This window comes from Bacillus sp. TL12 (assembly GCF_022625245.1).
Taxonomy (GTDB): Bacteria; Bacillota; Bacilli; order Bacillales; family Bacillaceae_G; genus Bacillus_A.
The window spans coordinates 1-20,927 of record NZ_JAJJBY010000023.1 but is presented as its reverse complement, the minus strand read 5'-3'; the positions used below and the strand labels follow the sequence as shown (position 1 = coordinate 20,927).

Genomic DNA, 20,927 nt, shown 5'->3' with positions numbered 1-20,927 from the left:
TGAAACGAGGAATTATATGAGTACAATCAAAAAGCGCAGGCCCAATAAACTCAAAATCGTTTTACGAGCATTAGCGATTATTATTGGAGCATTTATAACAGCATATGGACTAGAAGCAGTATTAATCCCAAACAACGTTTCAGATGGTGGTGTAACGGGCTTAAGTATCGTTAGTTCACAACTATTTGGATTACCATTAGGACTTCTAATTGCAATCTTTAACATCCCTTTTGTATGGTTAGGGTATAAGCAGATTGGTAGAAATTTTGCTATTTATTCAGTTATCGGTATTGCTTCACTAGCAATCGGTACTGTTCTTATGCATGACGTACCAACTATTATTCACGGTGATACATTGTTAGTTACCGTTGTTGGTGGTATTATCATCGGTTTTGGTATGGGACTAGCATTGCGTAACGGTGGCGCATTAGATGGAATCGATATGTTAGCTGTATTACTTTCTCGAAAATTACCTTTTGGGACAAGTGACCTCATCTTATTTTTAAACATGTTTGTCTTTATTGTTGTTTCAACAGTATTTGGCCTCCAAGGGGCAATTCTTTCAGCAATTGCATACTTTATTGCGTCTAAAGTTATTCACATTGTTGAAGTCGGTTTAAGTGGTTCTAAAACATTTAAAATTATCACAAAAGAACCTGAATTAATGGTAGAAACAATTCGAGATCGTTTAGGTCGAAGTGCAACGTATAATGAAGTTTACGGTGGTTATTCAAGAGAGAAATTTAAAGAAATTACTTGTGTGATTAACCGTTTAGAAGAAAGTAAAATGAAAGAAATCATTCATGAGATTGATGAAAGTGCCTTTATTACGGTATATGACGTAGCAGAAGTAAAGGGCGGTAATTTCAAAAAGCATGATATTCACTAAGTATAACTTAGAAAATTTTAATAGAGTTTCACAAAAAATCACCTTTTCATTTGATGCAAAGGTGATTTTTTAATGTTTTATAGCTGTAATGTATATATGTATAATTTAGCTAATAGCCCAAAAGTATAGTGTTTTTTGTCGAACAGTCGATATGTTGTGTCGAATCGCTGATATATTTCAATTTGCGCCGATATATCATGAGAAACGGTTGATATATTTAGAAAATCGCCGATATATTTTAAAGGGGTGCTTAGAATGATTATAAAAGAGCGGAAAAAGCCAATTTATTTGCGTCAGTTAGAAGCATTATTGAGGAGGTTGCCTGTTAATCATCCGAAAAGGGATATAATCTCTGAAAAATTTGCGAAATATAAGGCGGGGTATAAAGGTGAGCAAGCTATAGATTATCCATTAAGCTTTCTGGCGGATAAGAAATACAACATTTTACATGATATAAGGCTGTTCGATCAGAAACATTATTTTCAAATTGATACCCTTATCATATCCTCACATTTCATTCTCTTTCTAGAAATTAAAAATATAACGGGTACATTACTTTTTGATACTGAATTTAATCAACTCATCCGTATATCAGAACAAAATTCAGAAGGGTTTCCAGATCCGATGTTACAAATTAAGAGGCAAGAAATGCAACTGCAAACATGGTTAAACTTACATGGATTTTCAAATCTCCCAATTGAATCCCTTGTTGTGATTAGTACACCGCGTACAATTGTTAAAACCTCATTCCATAATCAAAAGCTGCCTCAAAAAATCACTCATAGCGCAAATCTTCCAAATAAAATTAAGCAGTTAGAAAGTGTATATGTAAAGAGCAGATTATCAGCAAAGAAACAGCAAAAATTAGTACAGTATATTATGACGGAACATTCCCCATTAAAGCAAAATATTCTTGAGCAATATAGCATTACGAAAGATGAATTACTAAGAGGTGTGCAATGTCCAGAGTGCTTGTTTATTTCAATGATCAAGATAAAGTCTGGATGGAAGTGTGCCAAATGTAACATCTTTTCGAAAGAAGCACACAAATATGCCATGCAAGATTATGCACTTCTTTTAGAAACGACTGTTACAAATAAAGAGCTGAAAGAATTTCTAAATATCGAATCGAGTTCAGTAGTGAAAAGGTTAATTCAAATGATGGAGTTACCTTATACAGGTGAGAATAAAGGGAGGAAGTACGAATTAACGTTTGAAGAATAGAAAAACCACTCCTTAAGTATGAGAAGTGGTTTTACCTTTTCTATAGAAATAGACGATTAATAAAATACCGATGATGATACTTAAAATAACGGCTAGAGTAATATACGTTGGATCTTTATTTATTTCAGGTGGAATTACATATTCTAAAATTGGACCGATACAGATTACAAATGCAGCCAAAATTGTAGCCCATGATTTTGTATACAATGCAAATGAAATGAAAATAAGGATACAAAGTCCAGCAATGAGATAATTTTGCATAGGAGTTGCGACAAAATAGTCTGTATCAAGTCTGCCATCTAACCAAAAGTAAAAGCCAACCCATCCTCCGATAGTAATGAATTGCGTTAGGATTAAAAGAATCACTGAGCTTTTCTTAGATGGGTATACTCTCGGAAGTCCTTTAAAAAATACAACTGCAAATAGCGTCAGCGTTAAGAAGACGGGTAGTGATCCAAATAATAATATGTTTTGTGAAATTTTGAATTCCCCTCTAATGGCTGGAGCTACGCACATATAAGCAATAATCACTAAAATCGCAGCGGGAATTATTATGAGTAACCCTTCTTTGTCTGTTGGAAGTTCTTTCCCGATATTTTTCATATGCTGTTTACGACTTTTTCCAATGATGTGATCGACACTTTGCCCTCTTGATTCAGCTTCTGTTAAATGAATTTCTAGTTCATCTACTATCGCATTGATATCCTCATCTTTTTTTCCACGCTGCAGTAAATACATTCTGAGTTCGATTAAAAATTGTTCAGACTTTGTTGATAACACTCTATTCGCTCCTTTTATTCATCACTTTTTCCACAGATAGCTTTAAATCGGTCCAGCGCTCTTTAAAGCTAGTTAATTCTTTCTCTCCTAATTCTGATAACTGATAGTACTTTCGCTTAGGCCCAGCGGTTGACTCTCTTAATACGCTTGTAAGCAAGCCTTCTTTTTGCATGCGTAATAGTAATGGATAGATTGTACCTTCACTAAAAGAGTGAAAGCCGTATCTATGCAATTTCTCTGTTAATTCGTAACCGTATACTTCACCTTCTTGAATGATAGCTAAAATACAGCCATCTAGAATTCCTTTAAGCATTTGCGTTGAGTCAGCCATTTTAGCCTCCTACTCGTATATCTCTTTTAATGACTTGTAATACAAGGTAAAGGATTGTAACAATACCTTGCAATGCAAGTGTTATAATCAAGATAACATGGAAATAACTTGTAATGCAAGGTATAAGGATGGAATGATATGTTAATTCTGAAAAATCTCATATCAAAATAACTTTGTTATAATAAATAAGTGTAATCACCTATAGAGGAGTGCTAGAAAATGCGATCATTTAATGTCGATGAATTTATTGCAAGTGTTTTACAATGGATATTAAATATAGCTCTTATTATTCTATCCATTGTTCTATCTATCTTTCTAATTAATGAAACAATCACATTTATACAATACATATTCTCCACAAAAAAATACACATCGTATAAATTAGTTGAAAGTATTATCGTTTACTTTTTATACTTTGAATTTATCGCATTAATTATTAAGTACTTCAAATCGAATTATCACTTTCCGCTACGGTATTTTATTTATATAGGAATTACAGCGCTTATTCGATTAATTATCGTTTCTCATGAGGAACCACTTGAAACATTATTATATGCAGGGGCTATTCTTATTTTAGTTATTGCTTTATATATATCTAATATGAGGGATTTGAAGAAACATTAAATAAAGAAGTAGTGCAGACCAGGCTGTTGGTTCGCACTACTTTTTTTGGTATTATGAATCCAAATACGAAAAGGGAGAAAATGCAATGGAAACATATAAAGAGATTGTAGCGGAACGCCGAATGTATACAGCTGCTAAAGATACACATTCCCATAGTTATGCCCAGCTCATTTTACCCCTTCAAGGAGAACTTGTTATAAAGGCTGGGGCACAAAACCTTCTCATAGACCAGAAAACATTATTTTTTGTTCCTTCCGAGTGTGATCATACTTTTCATTCTTCTGTGCGTAATGAATTTTTGGTTCTGGATATTCCCCATTTTATGATTCCTGCGGGTGAGTTACAAAATAGGGGGATTTCTTATCAATTTACGAATCAGTGGAAAGGGATTCGCTATCTGATCCTGAATGAAATAGAACAGGGAGGATCTGCGCTTAAAGAGCTCTATCCGTATATTTCACATTGTTTACGCCAAGAGCAACAACCTAAGTCGATTCAATATATTCATGAACATTATCATGAGAATATAACGGTACAAAAACTTGCGCAACTTGAGCATTATAATCGTTCCTATTATTCAGATTGGTTTTTTAAAGAGACAGGAAAATCCCCATCAGCATATATACAAGAAGTGCGCTTGAATAAGGCGAAATACTTATTACGAAGTACCGATTTATCTATTTTGCACATCGCAATTCAAGTAGGATTAGAACACCAATCTTCCTTAACACGTTTATTCCAAAAATATGAGGGGATCACACCAAGTCAATATCGAAAAGGTAACGTTTCATTTGTACCGAATACATGACATATGGTTAAAAATTACTGATTTTCGGTAAAAAAAATCTCATTATATGTGTCTAAAATGTAAATATGGATATTGTAAAAACGGGAGGTAATACATGTGGCAAGCATTGAGGATTTTATGAAATTAGATATTCGTGTTGGAACTGTAATAGAAGCAGAGCCGTTTCCAGAAGCGCGGAAACCAGCTATAAAGTTAAAAATTGATTTCGGTGAGATGGGTTTGAAACAATCTTCAGCTCAAATTACGAGAAGATATGAACCGGAACAGCTTATTGGTCGGCAAGTAATTGCAGTTGTAAATTTTCCCCCAAGACGTATCGCAGGTTTTAAATCTGAGGTATTAGTAGTAGGCGGTGTACCAGAAGAAGGAGATGTTGTGCTGTTAAAGCCGGATGATCCTATTGCAAATGGAACGCCAATCGCATAAAAGATTCTTATATAAGAGTATTTTAAAAGCGATGAACGTAAGAGAAGTCGAGTTTCCTTTAGAGTAAGGAAGTTCGGCTTTTTATATTGTATTCAGTAAACGTTTTATCGTATGAAATAGTATTAATCAACAAAAATTTATTGTTTTGCGATAAAATTTTGTTGATTAATAATCCGTTTCAGATTATTATATGGTTAGCGATTGAAGAAAGATTCGTTGGCTGAAACATAAACAATTATCAGTGTGGTCAAAATCGATAATTGTTTTTTGCGGGATTTTTGGTTTGCTGTTTTGCGTTTATCCCGCATCAACTGCCCGTAAAAGCCCGATTGGTGAGGGCGAATAATCAGTGGGGTATGAAGAAAATCCCCACTGATTAAAGTTTCACTTTATATTGCTCCTGAAACTGGAAGGGAAATGTTATTGGACTCAAAGGATTTGAAGGGATTATAGAATTCTTTCATTTTTAGAAAAAATATGTGAAGCTCTAGAATGTTAACCAGTTGACATTTTAGAATATGAAAAAAATGAATCTTAATTATTTAAAACGAGGAGAGTTTATGATGAAAAAGAAATTTTTATTAGCTATTACACCAATATTATTAGGGATTATCTGTCTTGGTATCCATGCCTCAAATAGTAGTGTGGCACCAGATGGTTTGCTTGTAGAACCTTATTTCTTCTTAGTTCCAGTAAGTTATGTATTATTTTTAACTGGTATTATTTCTGTGTTGTTTGTGGCGATTGTTTCGATGTTTAAAAAAGGAAAACTTAATTGATTCAATTGATATACTCTTTTAAGTATATATAAGGAAGCATAACTTAGGGTTATGCTTCTTTTTTGATTGTGCAAGGGCATGCTTCACCGTTAGTGATAAACTGTATTTTTTGTCTAAACATTCATCTAATTATTAGAGCGCTAATATCAACCAGAAAGTGAGGGTTAATTCCTTAAATGGATTAAATTTCCGCATATCAGACATAATAATGCTTAAGAAATTCCAATTAGGATAAAAATCGCAGTGTCAACTGCTGATATTGGGTGATTGAAATGTGGAAAACGCTTGTGTCTTATCTTCCAAACTGGAAAGTGTTTGTACAAAGTTTTATCGTATTTTTCATTCCTTATGCGATCTCGCGAGTTTTTAGCTGGATTCGTACAGTAGAGAAAGAGTGATCAGGATGAAAGAACAGGAATCAAAGCTGAATCAGATAGAAAAACAAACTGATGCACATAAGAAGCAAAGTGTAACAGGTCATTTAACTGGCAACTTCACCGTGGATTTAGCGAGTGTAAAAGAAGAAATTCGTCATAACTCCGATGTACACTTTCGAGAGTTTAACATAGGGTGTACAGACGTTCGAGCGGCGCTTGTTTTTGTGGAAGGACTGTCGGATAAAGATCTTATCGACATGCATATTATGAAGTCATTGATGTTTAATTTTTATGAAGAGTATAAGAGTACGCCGTCTTATGTGGAAGGTACGATTTCAAAAGACTTTATTATGAATCGAGTTCTTACCATTAGCGGTATAGAAGAAGTTCGTACTATAAAAAAATTGATGTCAAAAGTGTTAATAGGTTCAACGGCACTTTTGATTGATGGATTATCGGATGTATTTATTCTTAATACAAGAAAAGGAAAAACGCGGAATATTGAAGAGCCTATATCAGAAGTGTCAGTTAGAGGGCCGCGGATAGGATTCACAGAAGTTTTATGTGATAATACCGCTCTTCTGCGGCTACATGGTGAAAATGAGGATTTATCATTAATAAAATTCCAGGTAGGAACGCGAGCGAAAAAAGAATTGGTTATTGCCTATATGAAAGGGATTGCTGACTCAGAATTAGTAGAAGAGGTTAAGAAAAGAATTCAGAAAATCAATATTGATAATGTGCCAGAATCAGGATATGTAGAGCAGCTCATCGAAGATAATTATCTCAGTCCTTTTCCGCAAGTGCAGAGTACGGAGCGCCCAGATCGGGTCATCGCTGCCTTAATGGAAGGGCGGGTTGCAATTTTATTAGATGGAACGCCTTTTGCTTTAATTGTTCCAGTTACATTTAGCATGTTGATGCAATCACCTGAAGATTATTATGAACGTTGGATTCCAGGCACATTTATCCGTTTATTGCGTTTTGGGGCAGCTATAATTTCTCTTTTTGTACCTGCTTTATATATTTCTTTTATCTCATTTCACCCTGGATTGATTCCAACTAAGTTAGCTATTTCAATCATAGGAGGACGAGTAGGGGTTCCGTTTCCTGCAATTATAGAAGCGCTGTTTATGGAAATAGCCATCGAAATTTTACGGGAAGCAGGATTGCGTCTGCCTAAACCGATTGGTTCAGCGATGGGGATTGTCGGTGGATTAATCATTGGAGAGGCTTCAGTACAGGCAGGGATTGTTAGTCCAGTTATGGTCATCGTAGTAGCAGCAACCGCTATTTCCTCGTTTGCTCTTTCACATTATAGTGCAGCAATTCCACTGCGTATTCTTCGTTTTGTAGCTATGTTTTGTGCTGCCATATTTGGATTATATGGGGTCATTTTGTTTTTTCTTTTCATATGCAGTCATGTAGCGAGATTGAAGAGTTTTGGTGTGCCCTATGCCAGTCCAGCGGTTCTTTATCGATTTAGTGATTGGAAAGATTTCGTGATTCGCATGCCACTTCAGATGATGAAACGTCGTCCGAAAATGTTGAATCCGAAAGATTCAATAAGAAAAGGAAGTGAAGAGTGATGATTACTGGCCCGAAAGATCGAATTCCTACTTCCCAAGCAGTTGTCATTCTTATTAATTATGTACTTGCAGTAGGAATTCTCACTCTGCCTAGAACAGCTGCAGAGAAAGTCAAGACACCAGATGTTTGGATAACTGTTATTGTCGGGGGGATAATTGCGATGGTTGTAGGGGTAATCATCGTTAAATTAAGTCAACAGTTTCCTGGAAAAACTTTTTATCAATATAGTCAAGACATTGTAGGGAAATGGGTGGGAGCGTTACTTAGTCTACTCATTGTAGGCTACTTTGTTATGCTTTCCTCATTTGAAGTTAGAGCGCTAGGAGAAGTAACAAGTTTTTTTTTATTGGAAGGCACCCCTGGGTGGGCTATTATCATGCCATTTATGTGGGTAAGTATTTATTTGAACTTAGGCGGTATAAACTCGATAGCTCGCCTATTTGAAATAATATTTCCAATTACAGTCTTCATTTTTTTGCTGACTTCCTTTATGAGTATAGGAATATTTGAGTTGGATAATCTCCGTCCTGTATTAGGGTTAGGAGTTATCCCCGTATTAAAAGGCATAAAAACAACAACTCTCGCATATTCAGGAGTCGAAATCATGTTGCTTCTTTTGGCATTTATGAAACAGCCATTCCAAGCTGTAAAAGTCGTTCTCATCGGAACTACTATTTCTTTAATCTTTTATGTCGTTACAGTTGTCATGGTGATAGGAGCGTTTTCAGTTGATGGGGTGTTAATGAGAACCTGGCCTGCAATTGATCTTATGCGAAGTTTTGAAATTCCCGGTTTAGTATTTGAACGGTTTGAGTCTTTATTACTCGTGATATGGATTATGCAAATCTTTGCAACTTATACAATCTGCTACTATGCTGCTTCTTTGGGATTGGCACAGCTTTTTAACAAGAATAGTCACTCATTTATGTATGGGCTTCTTCCGATTATTTACATCATTGCTGGTATGCCGAAAAACATTAATGATTTATTTAAATTTGGGGATATGATTGGCAATGCAGCGCTTGTATTATTCGGTATCTTGCCACTGCTTCTCCTTGTAATTTCGAGATGGAGGAAGAGGAAGAATGAACCGAAGTGCGAATAATATACGGCTTCTTTTCGTTGTATCATCTGTTCTTTCGCTTCTAGCTCTTACAGGATGTTGGAGCAGTCATGAAATTGAAGAGATAGGTTTTACAGTAGGTTTGGCATTTGATAAAGGGAAGGAGACGAATGTTGAGAAGGAGATAGAAGCAAAAGGTGGGGGATATCGGAAAAAGAACCTTGTAACATCAACCTATCAATTTGTTAAACCACAATCATCATCAAGCGGGGGAAAAGGTGGAGTGTCACAACAAAAACCTTACACGAATATTTCTGAAACTGGAGATTCTCTTCATCAATCGATTCGTGAAGTTGCATTAAGAAGGGAACGCCCTATAAAATTCAATCACACGAAAGTGCTTGTTGTTAGCGCAAACCTTGCACGTACGTACAGTTTGAAACAATTACTGGATATATATATTCGTGATAATGAGATGAGACCAAGTTGTCTCGTGCTAATTAGTAAGGGGCGAGCGAGCGAGACATTGAAATCGAAAGAAGAAGGAGAAATTCCAGCGTTCCGTTTAAGTGGAATTACAGATAATCAATATAGATCATCGCGGATTTTACCTCCTATGCCGCTTGCTAAATTGCCAGGAAAGATAGAGTCAGGAGCTAGTTTTCTTTTGCAAAATGTCATTTCGATAAATGGAGAAGTGAAATTTGCGGGAGCTGCCGTAATCAAAGGAAAGACAAAAAAGCTACGTGGTTTTTTGAATGAAAATGAATTAGAAGGCTTAATGTGGATAACCGGGAAAGGGAAAAGCGGTTTGGTAAGAAGTTTTGATGAAGAGACAGGAAAGCCTATCATGTATGAAGTGAAAGCTATGAAAAGTAAAATTCAGCCTCACGTTAAAGGGGATAATATCTCTTTTAATGTAGACATCCAATCAGAGGGACGGCTATCTGAAAAGCGGACTGTTTCGGGAGACCCTTTTGAAAATAAATTTCTAAAAAGTATAGAAAAAGCTACGGAACAAGAAGTAAAGCGACTGGTGAAACAGGTGTTAAAAAAAATTCAAAAAGAATATAAGGCCGATGTAGCTGGATTTGGTAACAAATTAGAAATTGAGTATCCAAAAGTATGGAAAAAGGTTGAAAAAGATTGGGATAAAACATTTAGTAAGGTTCCAATCAAATATAACGTAAAGATAACAATCCAAGACTATGGTGCGGAAGGATCTTAGAACGAAGATTCCTTATCTAATATTGTTTTATCAAATAAGAAAAATAAAACCAATTGATTTTCTCCTCATTATCTGCCAAGCTTAAGAAGATAAAATACTTCAGAGAAAGAAATGTATAGGTGAAGAATATGATCGAAATCAAGACTTCCACACTTAGCGATGGAGAATTTAATAGAGGGGTATTCGCAACACGTGATATAAAAAAAGGCGAGCTTTTACATGAAGCGCCAGTGATCTCTTATCCGAATGAACAGCATGAGTTTATAGAGAAAACGTTACTTGCTGACTACGCATTTGAGTATGGAGTGAATCATACGGCAATTCTTTTAGGTTACGGTATGTTATTTAATCATTCTTATACGCCTAATGCGACGTATGAGATCGTTTTTGAGAATCATACGTTTAAATTCTTTGCTTACAAGGATATAAAAGCAGGGGAAGAGATTCTAATCAACTATAATGGTGACGTTGATGATGATGAGTTGTTATGGTTTGATAGAGAAAAAGAGGAAAATGATAAGTAATCAAGCGCAAAAAGGGCACATTCGATTGGATGTGCTCTTTTGTATGGAATAAAAATCAATTTTTTTGAAACCAAATCGTCCGTTTATCTATCTAATAAGTGAAAGGAGGGATACGATGAATGAAATCAAATTAGTCAAAATTCAATTAAAATAATATGAAAAAAAGGATGCCTTTAACATATAAAGAGGCATCCTTTTATATTACAAGAGCCTTACACTTTTGCAATATCTATTGTTGATGTGACAAAATATAGACATTTTTATCAGTTTGAAAAGTTCCTTCTTTAACCATATTTTTTCACATTGACATGCGATATAATAGAGTTTTGTAAAGGAAGAGATTAGATTTAAAATTTTTCTACCTTAAACTTGGTTATATCGGAAAATTTTTGAAGGTAAAGTTTTCTTCTCGATTTTTTGATAAGATAGAGACGGAAGCTATCTTACTAAACTATTTAGGTAATCTATGTGGTGGCCGATTACCTACTTATTTTCAGCATGGCATTACATGTAGAGAAGTAAATAAAATTGTAAGCGAAATGGAAGAAAATAAGAAGAGTAGTTTGAAAATGCCAGAACTATCGAGAAGGTAGGCCATTAATTATTAATAGAAATAGAGGAATCATAGAATGGATATGCAGAAAGTATATGAATATTTAAATACAATTTTACCAAAAGAACATGTAAAACAAGATGAGATGTTAAAGAATCATACGCATATAAAAGTAGGAGGAAAAGCAGATGTATTTGTTGCCCCTACTACTTATGATGAAATTCAAAAAGTTGTAAAGTATGCAAACCAATATAATGTTCCGATTACGTTTTTAGGAAATGGTTCTAATGTTATTATAAAAGACGGTGGTATTCGCGGGATTACAGTAAGTTTAATTCATATTACAGATGTGACTGTGACAGGAACAACGATTGTAGCGCAATGTGGTGCGGCGATTATTGATGTATCACGAATTGCGTTAGATCACTGTTTAACAGGACTTGAATTTGCTTGTGGTATACCTGGTTCAGTTGGCGGAGCGTTATACATGAATGCCGGTGCATACGGCGGTGAGGTTGCATATGTGTTAACGGAAGCTACCGTAATGACAGGTGATGGAGAGTTACGTACTTTAACGAAAGATGACTTTGAGTTTGGTTATCGTAAAAGTACGTTTGCTAAAAATCATTACATTATACTTGAAGCGAAATTTGAACTTGCAGAAGGTGTACGTGAAGAGATTAAAGAAAAGATGGATGATTTAACATTTAAACGTGAATCAAAACAGCCTTTAGAGTACCCTTCATGTGGTAGTGTATTTAAGCGCCCGCCAAATAACTTTGCTGGTAAGCTTATTCAAGAATCAGGACTGCAAGGAAAGCGAATTGGCGGCGTAGAAGTCTCAGTAAAACATGCTGGATTTATGGTAAACGTTGATGATGGGACGGCGCAAGATTATATCGATTTAATTCATTTCGTGCAAAAAACAGTTGAAGAAAAATTCGGTGTGAAGTTAGAAAGAGAAGTAAGGATTATTGGAGAGGATATACAATAATCTTTGAAATTAAGGCGTATAAAAATGTGAATTATTTCAAAATAATGATTGGTTATTATTGACAATGAATTTTAAATTCAATATAATGGCTAATAATTTAACATATGAAATACGTTGAAAGAGCCCAGTAGCAGTTTGTCACTGTTATCGAGAAAGCTAGGGGTTGATGGAACCTAGCACAAACAAACTTGTGAATTACACTCTGGAGTATCTTAGGTAATGCTAAGCGGAGTAGCAAACGATATGATTGCTAAGAGTGGTATGAATAGCTATTGTGCTATTTGTGCAATCTGGGTGGTAACACGGTGAATAATCGTCCCTATGTCTATTGTAGACATAGGGACTTTTTGTTTAAAAATTTTTAAGGGGATGGGAAGAAATGAATATTATTGATGAATTAGAATGGCGCGGTGCTGTGAATCAACAAACAGATGAAGAGGGGTTACGCAAGTTAGTAGAAGAGAAAAAGATCTCCTTGTACTGCGGCGTAGATCCAACTGGTGACAGTATGCATATTGGACATTTAATTCCGTTTATGATGATGAAACGTTTTCAGTTAGCTGGACATCATCCAGTCATTCTAATTGGAGGGGCAACAGGAACAATTGGTGATCCAAGCGGGCGACAAACAGAGCGTCAATTGCAAACGTTGGAACAAGTACAACATAATGTGGATGCATTAACAGCGCAAATGAAAAAGCTATTCGACTTTGGTGGCAATAGTGAAGTGAAAATGGTAAATAACTACGAATGGACACATCAAATCAATATTATTGAGTTTTTACGCGACTACGGTAAAAACTTTAGTATAAACAGTATGTTAGCGAAAGATATCGTAGCAAGTCGTCTAGATACGGGTATTTCATTTACGGAATTCACATACCAAATTTTACAAGCAATGGATTTTCATCACTTATACAAAGAAGAAGGTGTCCAATTACAGATTGGTGGTAGTGATCAGTGGGGGAATATTACGAGTGGTTTAGATTTAATTCGTAAACTAGAGGGGCATGAAGCAAAAGTATTTGGCTTAACAATTCCATTATTATTAAAATCAGACGGTACGAAGTTTGGTAAATCAGCAGGTGGAGCCGTATGGTTAGATCCTGAAAAAACGACGCCATTTGAATTCTACCAATTCTGGGTGAATACAGATGATCGTGATGTGGTTAAGTACTTGAAATACTTTACGTTCTTAACGAAAGAGAGAATTGATGAATTAGCAGTTAAAGTTCAAACAGAGCCACATAAACGTGAAGCACAAAAAGTGTTAGCGGAGGAAATGACCAAATTTGTTCATGGTGAAGAAGCGTTACTGCAAGCAGTAAAAATTACAGCAGCGTTATTTAGTGGGGATATTAAATCGTTAACTGCGGATGAAATTGAACAAGGTTTTAAAGATATGCCAACTTTCCACGCTTCGAAAGAAACAAAAAATATCGTCGAGTGGTTAGTTGATTTAGGAATTGAACCTTCTAGACGTCAAGCGCGTGAAGATATTAATAATGGAGCCATCTTGATGAATGGAGATAAAGTAACGAATGTGAATACAGATGTTACAGCGGAAAATTCATTCGATGGAAGATTTATTATTATTCGTAAAGGTAAAAAGAATTACAGCTTGGTGAAATTAGGAGAATAAAGTTTTGTGATAGGGTAGAAGTGAGGAGAGAGCCTCGCTTCTACTTATTTATACACAATTTCGCCATAAAAAATCAGTAAATTAAGATTATTTTAAAAGGTGTATCTATTCTTTTTGCCGAATAAAAATAATATAGATAATTACGGACAAAAAAAGCCCTGACCGTTACTATGCATGGGCGGACTCTCTTTCATCTAAAAAGAAAGTTTGTATGTCGGATGTTCAATTTGTGCTTATAAATAATACTCATAGTGATCTATATAAATGTCTTTGTTTTTTTTAGATAAATCGTTGCCACGAAGAAAAAAAGAGCCTTGTACTCATTATCTCTTTTTGTTTGAAACATGGCATGGGGCAAAAAAAGGCTCTGACCGCTACTACGCAAGGGCGGATACTCTCTTCCACCCAAAAAGAAATGGTTTTGGATTTAAAAAAGCCCGAATCATGATTCGGGCCAGTAATCGGATTAGTAAGCTAAGCTGAATAATCCTTTAATGTGTGATAAGTAACGAACGTTACTTGCTTCTTTCATTAATGATGCTGGTAGGCCTTTAAGTGGAGTATTGCTTGCTCCGATTGTAGCAACAGCATCTTTGCGTCCTAGACTTGCAAGTGTTCCAGAGTTTACTGGTGCGAACTCTTCGAATGCTTTGCCTTCTAGTGCTGCGTATAAGTTGTATCCAATTAACTCACCCATTTGCCAAGCGATTTGTGCAGTTGGTGGGTATGGACGTCCGTCTGGAGCGAAGACAACAGCGCTGTCTCCAGCAACGAATACGTCTTTGTGAGAAGTAGATTGTAGGTATGCATCAACTGTTGCACGACCACGGTTTACTTCAAGACCTGATTCGCCGATTAATGGGTTACCTTGTACGCCGCCTGTCCAAACGAATGTGTTAGCAACAAGTTTTTGACCGTCTTTTAAGTCGATTTCATTGCCAGCAACGTTTGTTACAGGAAGACCTGTTAAGAATGTAACGCCGCGTGCTTCTAAGCTAGTAGTTGCACGTTCGATTAAGTGGTCTGGCAATACTGGAAGGATTTTTGGACCTGCCTCAACAAGAAGAAGTTTAACTTCTTTTGGATTTACGCCGTGGCTTTTTGCAAGTTTAGGCATAATGTCAGCAAGCTCACCAACTAGCTCAACGCCAGTTAATCCGCCACCACCGATTACGATTGTAGCATCAGCTTCGTTTTTCGTTTTAGCGTATTCACGAATACGGTCTTCAACGTGTTTGTAGATTTTGTTTGCATCAGCAGCAGATTTTAATACCATGCTGTTTTCTTCTAGTCCTGGAATACCGAAGTAAGCAGTTTTACTTCCTAAAGCAACTACAAGTGCATCGTAAGATAAAGTAGTGCCGCCAGCTAGTTTGATTTCTTTGCTATCAACTGAGAATGACTCAACTGTTGCGATTTTAAGATCGATATCTTTACCTTTGAAAAGCTTTGTAAGTGGCATTGCAATTGCTTGCTCAGACACGTTACCAGCTGCAAGGCGGTGTAGTTCAGTGATGATTTGGTGTGTTGGGTATTGGTTAATCACTGTAACTTGTGCTTCTGATTTGCTGTAATATTTACGTACGTTTAAAGCGGCAAGAAGGCCGCCATAACCAGCGCCTAAGATGACAATTTGTTTTGACATAGTATGATATCCCCCGTCTTTACTAATTGTTGTTATAAGTTAAATTATTTATTGTTACGTTCTGCACTAATTTGAAGATAAGCATTTACAAAGCGGAACATTTTTTGTGCTTGTGGGTCTTTTAGTAATTTTAATAGACCGAATAGGCCGATAACTTCGTTGCTTTCGTCAGCACGATCTTTCGCTTCGATTGCAGTTGCAGCCATGCTTTTCACTGTATCTTTTACAGGTTCTACAAGCTCTTGGATTGCACCAACAGTGTCGCTTTTTAATACTTCATCAGTAGCAACAGTTTGAGCGAAGTCATAAGACTTAGTTAAAATGTTAACAAGCTCAGTTAATTTTGGAAGCTGTTCCACTAGTGTTGTTAATGATTCTTGTACCTCAGGTTTTAACAACTGATCAAGTACATCAAGTTGTCCTTGGCTAGCAGAAATTTGTACAGTTTCTTGTTCTGGCTTTGTTTGGGTCATAGTTTCTGGCATCTCCAATTCTCCTTTACGATAGCAATACTCTTATTTTTGATAAGTAAGATAGTAAACGTTTGCGAAACTTTATACAAAGTTTCACAAAACACAATAAAATGCCTTTAAATTTATGACAGCAAGTAAGCTGAAAACATAAATCTAAAACCACAATGTCTTACCTATTATTTATGAACTGTCCGATACATGGCTTGTCCGCATAATGGAAAGTTCCCTTATCGGAAAGTGTATATAATATATATCCTATATTATATACTATATACACCTATGTTAACATAAAAATGATTCCTAATTATTTGATATTGAGCGTATAACCTAGTACTGACAAGGAATGAAAGCGCATAAATTATTTTGTTTAGATAAGAAATGTACATATATATAAAGAGAAAAAGGAAAAAATGGACAAATTTATGTTCATTTTTTCCTTTTTCTTATTGTTCATCCTCTGTAATTAGCATCGATGTGTTACCGTTCTTTTCAAGATGGCACTCTCCCCATGTGCAAAGGGAATCGAGAATTGCTTCTAAGGACCAACCATAGTCGGTAAGCGAGTACTCAACTTTTGGTGGTACTTGGTTATATACCTTCCTTTGAATAACTCCATCTTCTTCTAATTCACGCAATTGTTGCGTGAGCATCTTTTGTGTAATGCCAGGCATTAAACGTTTTAATTCACTTGTTCGTTTTGTCCCTTTTGTTAAGTGACAAAGAATAACGACCTTCCATTTTCCGCCGATTACTTCTAAGGTTGCTTCTACAGGAATATTGTATTTCTTCATATATTACAACCCCTTTAACGAGTCTTTTATAGTTATATGTTACTTTTTAGTGCCTATAGTACTTAAAAGTACGTACTGTTTTTTATGTTGAACATGTTTCATAATAGCATACGTAAGAGGCAAATGAGTAGTACGTTACTAAAAGGTGCCTATGTTACTTTTAGATACCTATCGTACTTTCAAGTGCGTTCTTTCAAAAAAGAATGAAACCATTCATAATAGCAGTTATGAGCAGTAAAACTGTTTTTATTAGAAGATAAAAAGGCCTTTTTATCATACTATTATGATTGGATTTCTCGTATTAAGGAGGAGTTCAATTGAGTTCATATACAGTACCTTCTTCTGGTGTTCAAACGACTAGAGGAAGTATGTTTGCTTTATTAGCATTAGCGATTAGTTCGTTTGGCATTGGTACAACTGAATTTATTAGCGTCGGTTTATTACCATCTATTTCGAAAGATTCGCATGTTTCTGTTACAACGGCTGGTTTAACCGTTTCTTTATATGCGCTAGGAGTAGCATTCGGCGCTCCTGTCTTAACGTCGTTAACAGCTAGTATGTCACGGAAAACGTTATTAATGTGGATTATGATTATCTTCATTATTGGTAATAGTATTGCAGGAATGGCAACAAGTTTTGGTGTACTTCTTGTTGCGAGGGTTATATCTGCATTTGCTCACGGTGTATTTATGTCGATCGGTTCAACGATTGCGGCAGCTCTTGTACCGGAAGATAAACGTGCTAGTGCGATTGCTTTTATGTTCACGGGTTTAACCGTTGCAACCATTACAGGTGTACCGATTGGAACATTTATTGGTCAACAGTTTGGCTGGAGAGCTTCGTTTATGGTTATTGTGGCAATTGGAGTTGTTGCTTTAGTAGCTAACGGTATGCTCATTCCACCGAATTTACGAAAAGGTGCATCGGTATCTTTTCGCGATCAATTCAAGCTTGTAACAAATGGAAGACTGTTACTTGTTTTCGTTATTACTGCATTAGGATATGGCGGGACATTTGTGACGTTTACGTATTTGTCCCCATTATTGCAAGAAGTAACAGGCTTTAAAGCAAGTACAGTTACAGTCATTTTGTTAGTGTATGGGATTGCGATTGCAATTGGGAATATGATTGGCGGTAAGCTATCTAATCGCAACCCAATTCGCGCATTGTTTTTTATGTTTTTCATTCAGGCAATTGTGTTATCTGTGCTCACATTTACAGCGCCATTTAAGGTGGCAGGGTTAATTACAATTATTTTAATGGGGTTATTTGCATTTATGAATGTTCCGGGGTTACAAGTATATGTCGTGATATTAGCTGAGCGCTTTGTGCCGAGTGCTGTAGATATTGCATCTGCTATGAATATTGCGGCCTTTAATGCGGGAATCGCTCTTGGGGCGTACTTAGGCGGTATTGTAACAAATTCATTAGGGTTAATTCATACAGCGTGGGTAGGTGCAATTATGGTAGTCGGTGCAGTTATTTTAACGGCATGGAGTATGAGTTTAGAAAAGAGAGATCAAATGAAACGTGTAGAGGAGAGAAGAGTATAATGAACAATTTACAAAGTACAACAACATTGCATAACGGTGTAGAGATGCCTTGGTTTGGTTTAGGTGTATTTAAAGTAGAGGATGGACCAGAACTTGTAGAGGCTGTAAAAACAGCAATTAAGGAAGGGTACCGCAGCATTGATACAGCTGCGATTTATGGAAATGAAAAAGCTGTAGGAGAAGGTATTCGTGCGGGGATAAAAGAAGCGGGAATTTCTAGAGAAGATTTATTCATTACTTCAAAAGTTTGGAATAGTGATCAAGGGTTTGAGACAACATTAGCTGCATATGAAGAAAGTCTAAAGAAGTTAGAACTTGATTATTTAGATTTATATCTTGTTCATTGGCCTGTAGAGGGAAAATATAAAGATACATGGAGAGCATTAGAAAAGCTATATAAAGAAGGGCGCGTACGTGCAATTGGTGTGAGTAACTTCCAAATTCATCATTTGAAAGATGTAATGGAAGGGGCAGAAGTGAAACCGATGATTAACCAAGTCGAATACCATCCTCGTTTAACGCAAAAAGCATTGCAGGGCTTCTGTCGTGAACAAGGTATTCAAATGGAGGCATGGTCACCTCTTATGCAAGGGCAGTTACTAGATAACCCTACATTACAAGAAATTGCAGATAAATATGGAAAAACAACTGCGCAAATTATCTTGCGCTGGGACCTGCAAAATGAAGTTGTAACAATTCCAAAATCAACAAAAGAGCACCGTATTACCAAAAATGCGGACATTTTCAATTTTGAATTAACAAAAGAAGATATGGAACAAATTGATGCATTAAACGAAAATCATCGCGTTGGTCCAGATCCGGATAACTTTGATTTTTAATAGAAAATAGAAAAGAAGAGTGCAAAAAAGATTTGCGCTCTTCTTTTATGTTCTTAGAAAACTAAATATTCAAACAAAAAGTGTTTACTCCTTATATTGAATAGGATATCTTAAATTTATAATGTGAAACTTTTCTAGGGAGGCGCTTATGAGTAATCATCGTACAAATCATTTTCGAATGTTAATTGTTACTGCACTATTTGCTGCTATTATTGGTATTTTGGCCCAAGTTACAATTCCTTTGCCGCTCGTTCCGATAACAGGACAGACGCTAGCAATTGGTCTTACTGCTACAATTTTAGGTTCACGTTATGGCACTTTATCTGTATTATTATATGTTTTAATTGGTGCAACTGGAATTCCTGTTTATGCTGGATTTAGTGGTGGTTTATCTGTTTTATTCGGTCCTACAGGCGGTTTCCTATTAGCCTTTATCCCGACGGCTTTTTTAATTGGTTTGTTAACTGAAAAAACAAAACTAACATTTTGGAATTCATTAATGGCAAATATTTTAGGGATGCTTGTGACATTAACGATTGGAACTGTATTTTTAAAGTATGTGGCATCACTAGGGTGGCAAGCAACTTTCCTGGGCGGTTTTGTTCCTTTCCTGATTGTAGGTGTAATAAAAGCTGCGTTAGCTGCATGGATTGGAATAAAAGTGCGAGGAGCATTAGTACGTTCGAAATTACTCCTTCAAGAAAGTTAAATAATTTTGAAATAAAAAAGCATAGGATAGCCTGTGCTTTTTTTATTTTGCAGGAATCTAAGTGAAAATGCATAAAAAAATTTTCTAACTAAATAATATACAGTAGTAAATTTGTTATTTTATAAGGGGTTGTAAACATGAATATTAAACAATCGTATAAGTTATTGGTTGCTTTTTTGAGTGTTTTATTTGTATTTGCGAACTTATTATTTCCGCTCCAAAAAGCATCCGCAGAAGTTATGGATCATACAAAGTATCAAATGGATTGGAGTTATAGTAAATCATTAAAGAAACCAATCCGAACGGAACTCATTAAAACCGCAGATGGAAAAATAGCGTACTGCTTAGATGTTTTTTTGAAATCACCAAGTGGTCAAGATTTACCTGAAATAGGTAAGGTGGATATTGGTGTGTACCGTGTGTTGTTAAATGGTTATCCACAAAAAAGTCCGCAAGAATTAGGTGTATCTGATTGGAGAGAGGCGCATTATGCGACGCAACTTGCTGTATGGAATGCGCTTGGACAAGTGAGTATCGATGATTTAGATTTTCGTAATAAAAATGTAGAGAAATTAACGAAAGACATTGTTGCGAAAGCGGCTAGCAGTGAAGAAGTACAAGAAATCACGATGAGCGTTACGCCGTCGGAAAAACAAGAAGCAGTATTAAAAGATGAGTTTTTCGAAACAGGTTTATATACAGTGGAAACAAATGCAAAGAGTGGAACATACAAAGTGCAAGCAACTGGTGCGCCACAAGGAGTTAAGTTTGTGAATGAAAAAGGCGAAACAAAAACAGAATTTAATGTAGGAGAAAAATTCCGCGTGTTAATTCCGAAAGAAACGCCTTCTGGTGAATTTAGCTTTAAAGTATCTGGTAATTTAACGAAATTACAAGGTATTGAACATAAGGGAACAGAAACGATTCAAGACGCAGTAGTTTTATTAGAGCGTAGTGAAGAGAAAACAAGCCCGGATCTAGCGGTAAGCTGGAAAAAAGCTGAAGTCCCTCAGAAACCGAATCAACCGAATCAACCTAATAAACCTTCTACACCGTACAAAAGATAAAAAGTGCTGGCGTTCGCC

Annotated in this window: 22 protein-coding genes and 1 other annotated feature; of the genes, 17 read left to right on the top strand and 5 right to left on the bottom strand. The window is 35.9% G+C overall.

The features are described 5' to 3' along the window. Positions 1–16 precede the first annotated feature (16 nt). Together LOK41_RS19040 and LOK41_RS19035 are read left to right on the top strand one after the other, a co-directional pair. Positions 17–889: a YitT family protein gene (locus tag LOK41_RS19040; RefSeq protein WP_241817852.1), complete on the top strand. Its 873-nt coding sequence runs from the start codon at positions 17–19 to the stop codon at positions 887–889. 255 nt (positions 890–1,144) lie between these two features. Next, positions 1,145–2,113 carry a nuclease-related domain-containing protein gene (locus LOK41_RS19035; protein WP_241817851.1) on the top strand — a complete coding sequence of 323 codons (969 nt, stop codon included), beginning with the start codon at positions 1,145–1,147 and terminating at the stop codon, positions 2,111–2,113. 12 nt (positions 2,114–2,125) lie between these two features. Here LOK41_RS19035 and LOK41_RS19030 read toward each other — a convergent pair whose 3' ends face one another. After that, on the bottom strand, positions 2,126–2,893 hold the full coding sequence (locus tag LOK41_RS19030; RefSeq protein WP_241817850.1) for an NADH dehydrogenase subunit: 768 nt from the start codon (positions 2,891–2,893) through the stop codon (positions 2,126–2,128). A 1-nt stretch (position 2,894) separates the two neighbouring features. Further along, positions 2,895–3,224: a PadR family transcriptional regulator gene (locus LOK41_RS19025; RefSeq protein ID WP_241817849.1), complete on the bottom strand. Its 330-nt coding sequence runs from the start codon at positions 3,222–3,224 to the stop codon at positions 2,895–2,897. A 219-nt stretch (positions 3,225–3,443) separates the two neighbouring features. On the opposite strand from LOK41_RS19025, the gene psiE reads away from it, so the two are divergent. The 11 genes from psiE (at position 3,444) to tyrS (ending at position 13,832) form a co-directional block, all read left to right on the top strand. After that, positions 3,444–3,848, top strand: a complete 405-nt coding sequence (gene psiE, locus LOK41_RS19020; protein ID WP_026594104.1) for a phosphate-starvation-inducible protein PsiE — start codon at positions 3,444–3,446, stop codon at positions 3,846–3,848. An 85-nt stretch (positions 3,849–3,933) separates the two neighbouring features. After that, positions 3,934–4,656, top strand: a complete 723-nt coding sequence (locus LOK41_RS19015; protein WP_241817848.1) for an AraC family transcriptional regulator — start codon at positions 3,934–3,936, stop codon at positions 4,654–4,656. A 96-nt stretch (positions 4,657–4,752) separates the two neighbouring features. Then, entirely contained in the window at positions 4,753–5,082 is a 330-nt protein-coding gene (gene csaA, locus LOK41_RS19010) for a chaperone CsaA (protein ID WP_241817847.1), read from the top strand. Positions 5,083–5,642: 560 nt separating this feature from the next. Next, complete coding sequence (locus LOK41_RS19005; protein ID WP_241817888.1) at positions 5,643–5,861, top strand: DUF3955 domain-containing protein; 219 nt, start codon at positions 5,643–5,645, stop codon at positions 5,859–5,861. Positions 5,862–6,264: 403 nt separating this feature from the next. After that, positions 6,265–7,827: a spore germination protein gene (locus LOK41_RS19000; protein WP_241817846.1), complete on the top strand. Its 1,563-nt coding sequence runs from the start codon at positions 6,265–6,267 to the stop codon at positions 7,825–7,827. Further along, the gene (locus LOK41_RS18995) at positions 7,827–8,933 is read left to right on the top strand and encodes a spore germination protein (protein WP_241817845.1); all 1,107 of its coding nucleotides are present in this window, start codon (positions 7,827–7,829) and stop codon (positions 8,931–8,933) included. The genes LOK41_RS19000 and LOK41_RS18995 overlap by 1 nt, the downstream gene beginning before the upstream one ends. After that, positions 8,914–10,119 carry a Ger(x)C family spore germination protein gene (locus LOK41_RS18990; protein WP_241817844.1) on the top strand — a complete coding sequence of 402 codons (1,206 nt, stop codon included), beginning with the start codon at positions 8,914–8,916 and terminating at the stop codon, positions 10,117–10,119. The genes LOK41_RS18995 and LOK41_RS18990 overlap by 20 nt, the downstream gene beginning before the upstream one ends. A 128-nt stretch (positions 10,120–10,247) precedes the next feature. Continuing rightward, positions 10,248–10,643: an SET domain-containing protein gene (locus tag LOK41_RS18985; RefSeq protein ID WP_141520523.1), complete on the top strand. Its 396-nt coding sequence runs from the start codon at positions 10,248–10,250 to the stop codon at positions 10,641–10,643. Positions 10,644–11,032: 389 nt separating this feature from the next. Then, positions 11,033–11,236: a hypothetical protein gene (locus tag LOK41_RS18980; RefSeq protein ID WP_241817843.1), complete on the top strand. Its 204-nt coding sequence runs from the start codon at positions 11,033–11,035 to the stop codon at positions 11,234–11,236. Between the two features lie 36 nt (positions 11,237–11,272). Next, positions 11,273–12,190: a UDP-N-acetylmuramate dehydrogenase gene (gene murB / locus LOK41_RS18975; protein WP_241817842.1), complete on the top strand. Its 918-nt coding sequence runs from the start codon at positions 11,273–11,275 to the stop codon at positions 12,188–12,190. Between the two features lie 105 nt (positions 12,191–12,295). Next, positions 12,296–12,514 (top strand) — a binding site (T-box leader). A gap of 55 nt (positions 12,515–12,569) precedes the next feature. Beyond that, positions 12,570–13,832, top strand: a complete 1,263-nt coding sequence (tyrS, locus tag LOK41_RS18970; RefSeq protein WP_241817841.1) for a tyrosine--tRNA ligase — start codon at positions 12,570–12,572, stop codon at positions 13,830–13,832. Between the two features lie 466 nt (positions 13,833–14,298). Here tyrS and LOK41_RS18965 read toward each other — a convergent pair whose 3' ends face one another. The 3 genes from LOK41_RS18965 to LOK41_RS18955 all read right to left on the bottom strand — a co-directional run bounded on the left by LOK41_RS18965 (position 14,299) and on the right by LOK41_RS18955 (position 16,741). Then, positions 14,299–15,477 (bottom strand): NAD(P)/FAD-dependent oxidoreductase, encoded by a 1,179-nt coding sequence (locus LOK41_RS18965; RefSeq protein WP_000043198.1) that lies wholly within the window; start codon positions 15,475–15,477, stop codon positions 14,299–14,301. A gap of 44 nt (positions 15,478–15,521) precedes the next feature. Continuing rightward, positions 15,522–15,962, bottom strand: coding sequence for a DUF1641 domain-containing protein (locus LOK41_RS18960; RefSeq protein WP_017153317.1), 441 nt, complete (start codon positions 15,960–15,962; stop codon positions 15,522–15,524). A gap of 431 nt (positions 15,963–16,393) precedes the next feature. After that, entirely contained in the window at positions 16,394–16,741 is a 348-nt protein-coding gene (locus tag LOK41_RS18955) for a winged helix-turn-helix transcriptional regulator (RefSeq protein ID WP_000760476.1), read from the bottom strand. A gap of 368 nt (positions 16,742–17,109) precedes the next feature. On the opposite strand from LOK41_RS18955, the gene LOK41_RS18950 reads away from it, so the two are divergent. The 4 genes from LOK41_RS18950 (at position 17,110) to LOK41_RS18935 (ending at position 20,909) form a co-directional block, all read left to right on the top strand. Continuing rightward, on the top strand, positions 17,110–18,294 hold the full coding sequence (locus LOK41_RS18950) for an MFS transporter (protein WP_241817887.1): 1,185 nt from the start codon (positions 17,110–17,112) through the stop codon (positions 18,292–18,294). Then, on the top strand, positions 18,294–19,133 hold the full coding sequence (locus tag LOK41_RS18945) for an aldo/keto reductase (protein WP_277818695.1): 840 nt from the start codon (positions 18,294–18,296) through the stop codon (positions 19,131–19,133). Before LOK41_RS18950 ends, LOK41_RS18945 begins: the two co-directional genes overlap by 1 nt. A gap of 148 nt (positions 19,134–19,281) precedes the next feature. Next, entirely contained in the window at positions 19,282–19,842 is a 561-nt protein-coding gene (locus LOK41_RS18940) for a biotin transporter BioY (RefSeq protein ID WP_241817840.1), read from the top strand. 137 nt (positions 19,843–19,979) lie between these two features. Beyond that, the gene (locus LOK41_RS18935) at positions 19,980–20,909 is read left to right on the top strand and encodes a thioester domain-containing protein (RefSeq protein ID WP_241817839.1); all 930 of its coding nucleotides are present in this window, start codon (positions 19,980–19,982) and stop codon (positions 20,907–20,909) included. Positions 20,910–20,927 lie beyond the last annotated feature (18 nt).

Coding starts and splice junctions, on each gene's coding strand:
- LOK41_RS19040 (WP_241817852.1), top strand. CDS start 17: ATGAGTACAATCAAAAAGCGCAGGCCCAATAAACTCAAAATCGTTTTA.
- LOK41_RS19035 (WP_241817851.1), top strand. CDS start 1,145: ATGATTATAAAAGAGCGGAAAAAGCCAATTTATTTGCGTCAGTTAGAA.
- LOK41_RS19025 (WP_241817849.1), bottom strand. CDS start 3,224: ATGGCTGACTCAACGCAAATGCTTAAAGGAATTCTAGATGGCTGTATT.
- psiE (WP_026594104.1), top strand. CDS start 3,444: ATGCGATCATTTAATGTCGATGAATTTATTGCAAGTGTTTTACAATGG.
- LOK41_RS19015 (WP_241817848.1), top strand. CDS start 3,934: ATGGAAACATATAAAGAGATTGTAGCGGAACGCCGAATGTATACAGCT.
- LOK41_RS19005 (WP_241817888.1), top strand. CDS start 5,643: ATGATGAAAAAGAAATTTTTATTAGCTATTACACCAATATTATTAGGG.
- LOK41_RS19000 (WP_241817846.1), top strand. CDS start 6,265: ATGAAAGAACAGGAATCAAAGCTGAATCAGATAGAAAAACAAACTGAT.
- LOK41_RS18995 (WP_241817845.1), top strand. CDS start 7,827: ATGATTACTGGCCCGAAAGATCGAATTCCTACTTCCCAAGCAGTTGTC.
- LOK41_RS18990 (WP_241817844.1), top strand. CDS start 8,914: ATGAACCGAAGTGCGAATAATATACGGCTTCTTTTCGTTGTATCATCT.
- LOK41_RS18985 (WP_141520523.1), top strand. CDS start 10,248: ATGATCGAAATCAAGACTTCCACACTTAGCGATGGAGAATTTAATAGA.
- murB (WP_241817842.1), top strand. CDS start 11,273: ATGGATATGCAGAAAGTATATGAATATTTAAATACAATTTTACCAAAA.
- tyrS (WP_241817841.1), top strand. CDS start 12,570: ATGAATATTATTGATGAATTAGAATGGCGCGGTGCTGTGAATCAACAA.
- LOK41_RS18965 (WP_000043198.1), bottom strand. CDS start 15,477: ATGTCAAAACAAATTGTCATCTTAGGCGCTGGTTATGGCGGCCTTCTT.
- LOK41_RS18960 (WP_017153317.1), bottom strand. CDS start 15,962: ATGCCAGAAACTATGACCCAAACAAAGCCAGAACAAGAAACTGTACAA.
- LOK41_RS18955 (WP_000760476.1), bottom strand. CDS start 16,741: ATGAAGAAATACAATATTCCTGTAGAAGCAACCTTAGAAGTAATCGGC.
- LOK41_RS18950 (WP_241817887.1), top strand. CDS start 17,110: ATGTTTGCTTTATTAGCATTAGCGATTAGTTCGTTTGGCATTGGTACA.
- LOK41_RS18945 (WP_277818695.1), top strand. CDS start 18,294: ATGAACAATTTACAAAGTACAACAACATTGCATAACGGTGTAGAGATG.
- LOK41_RS18940 (WP_241817840.1), top strand. CDS start 19,282: ATGAGTAATCATCGTACAAATCATTTTCGAATGTTAATTGTTACTGCA.
- LOK41_RS18935 (WP_241817839.1), top strand. CDS start 19,980: ATGAATATTAAACAATCGTATAAGTTATTGGTTGCTTTTTTGAGTGTT.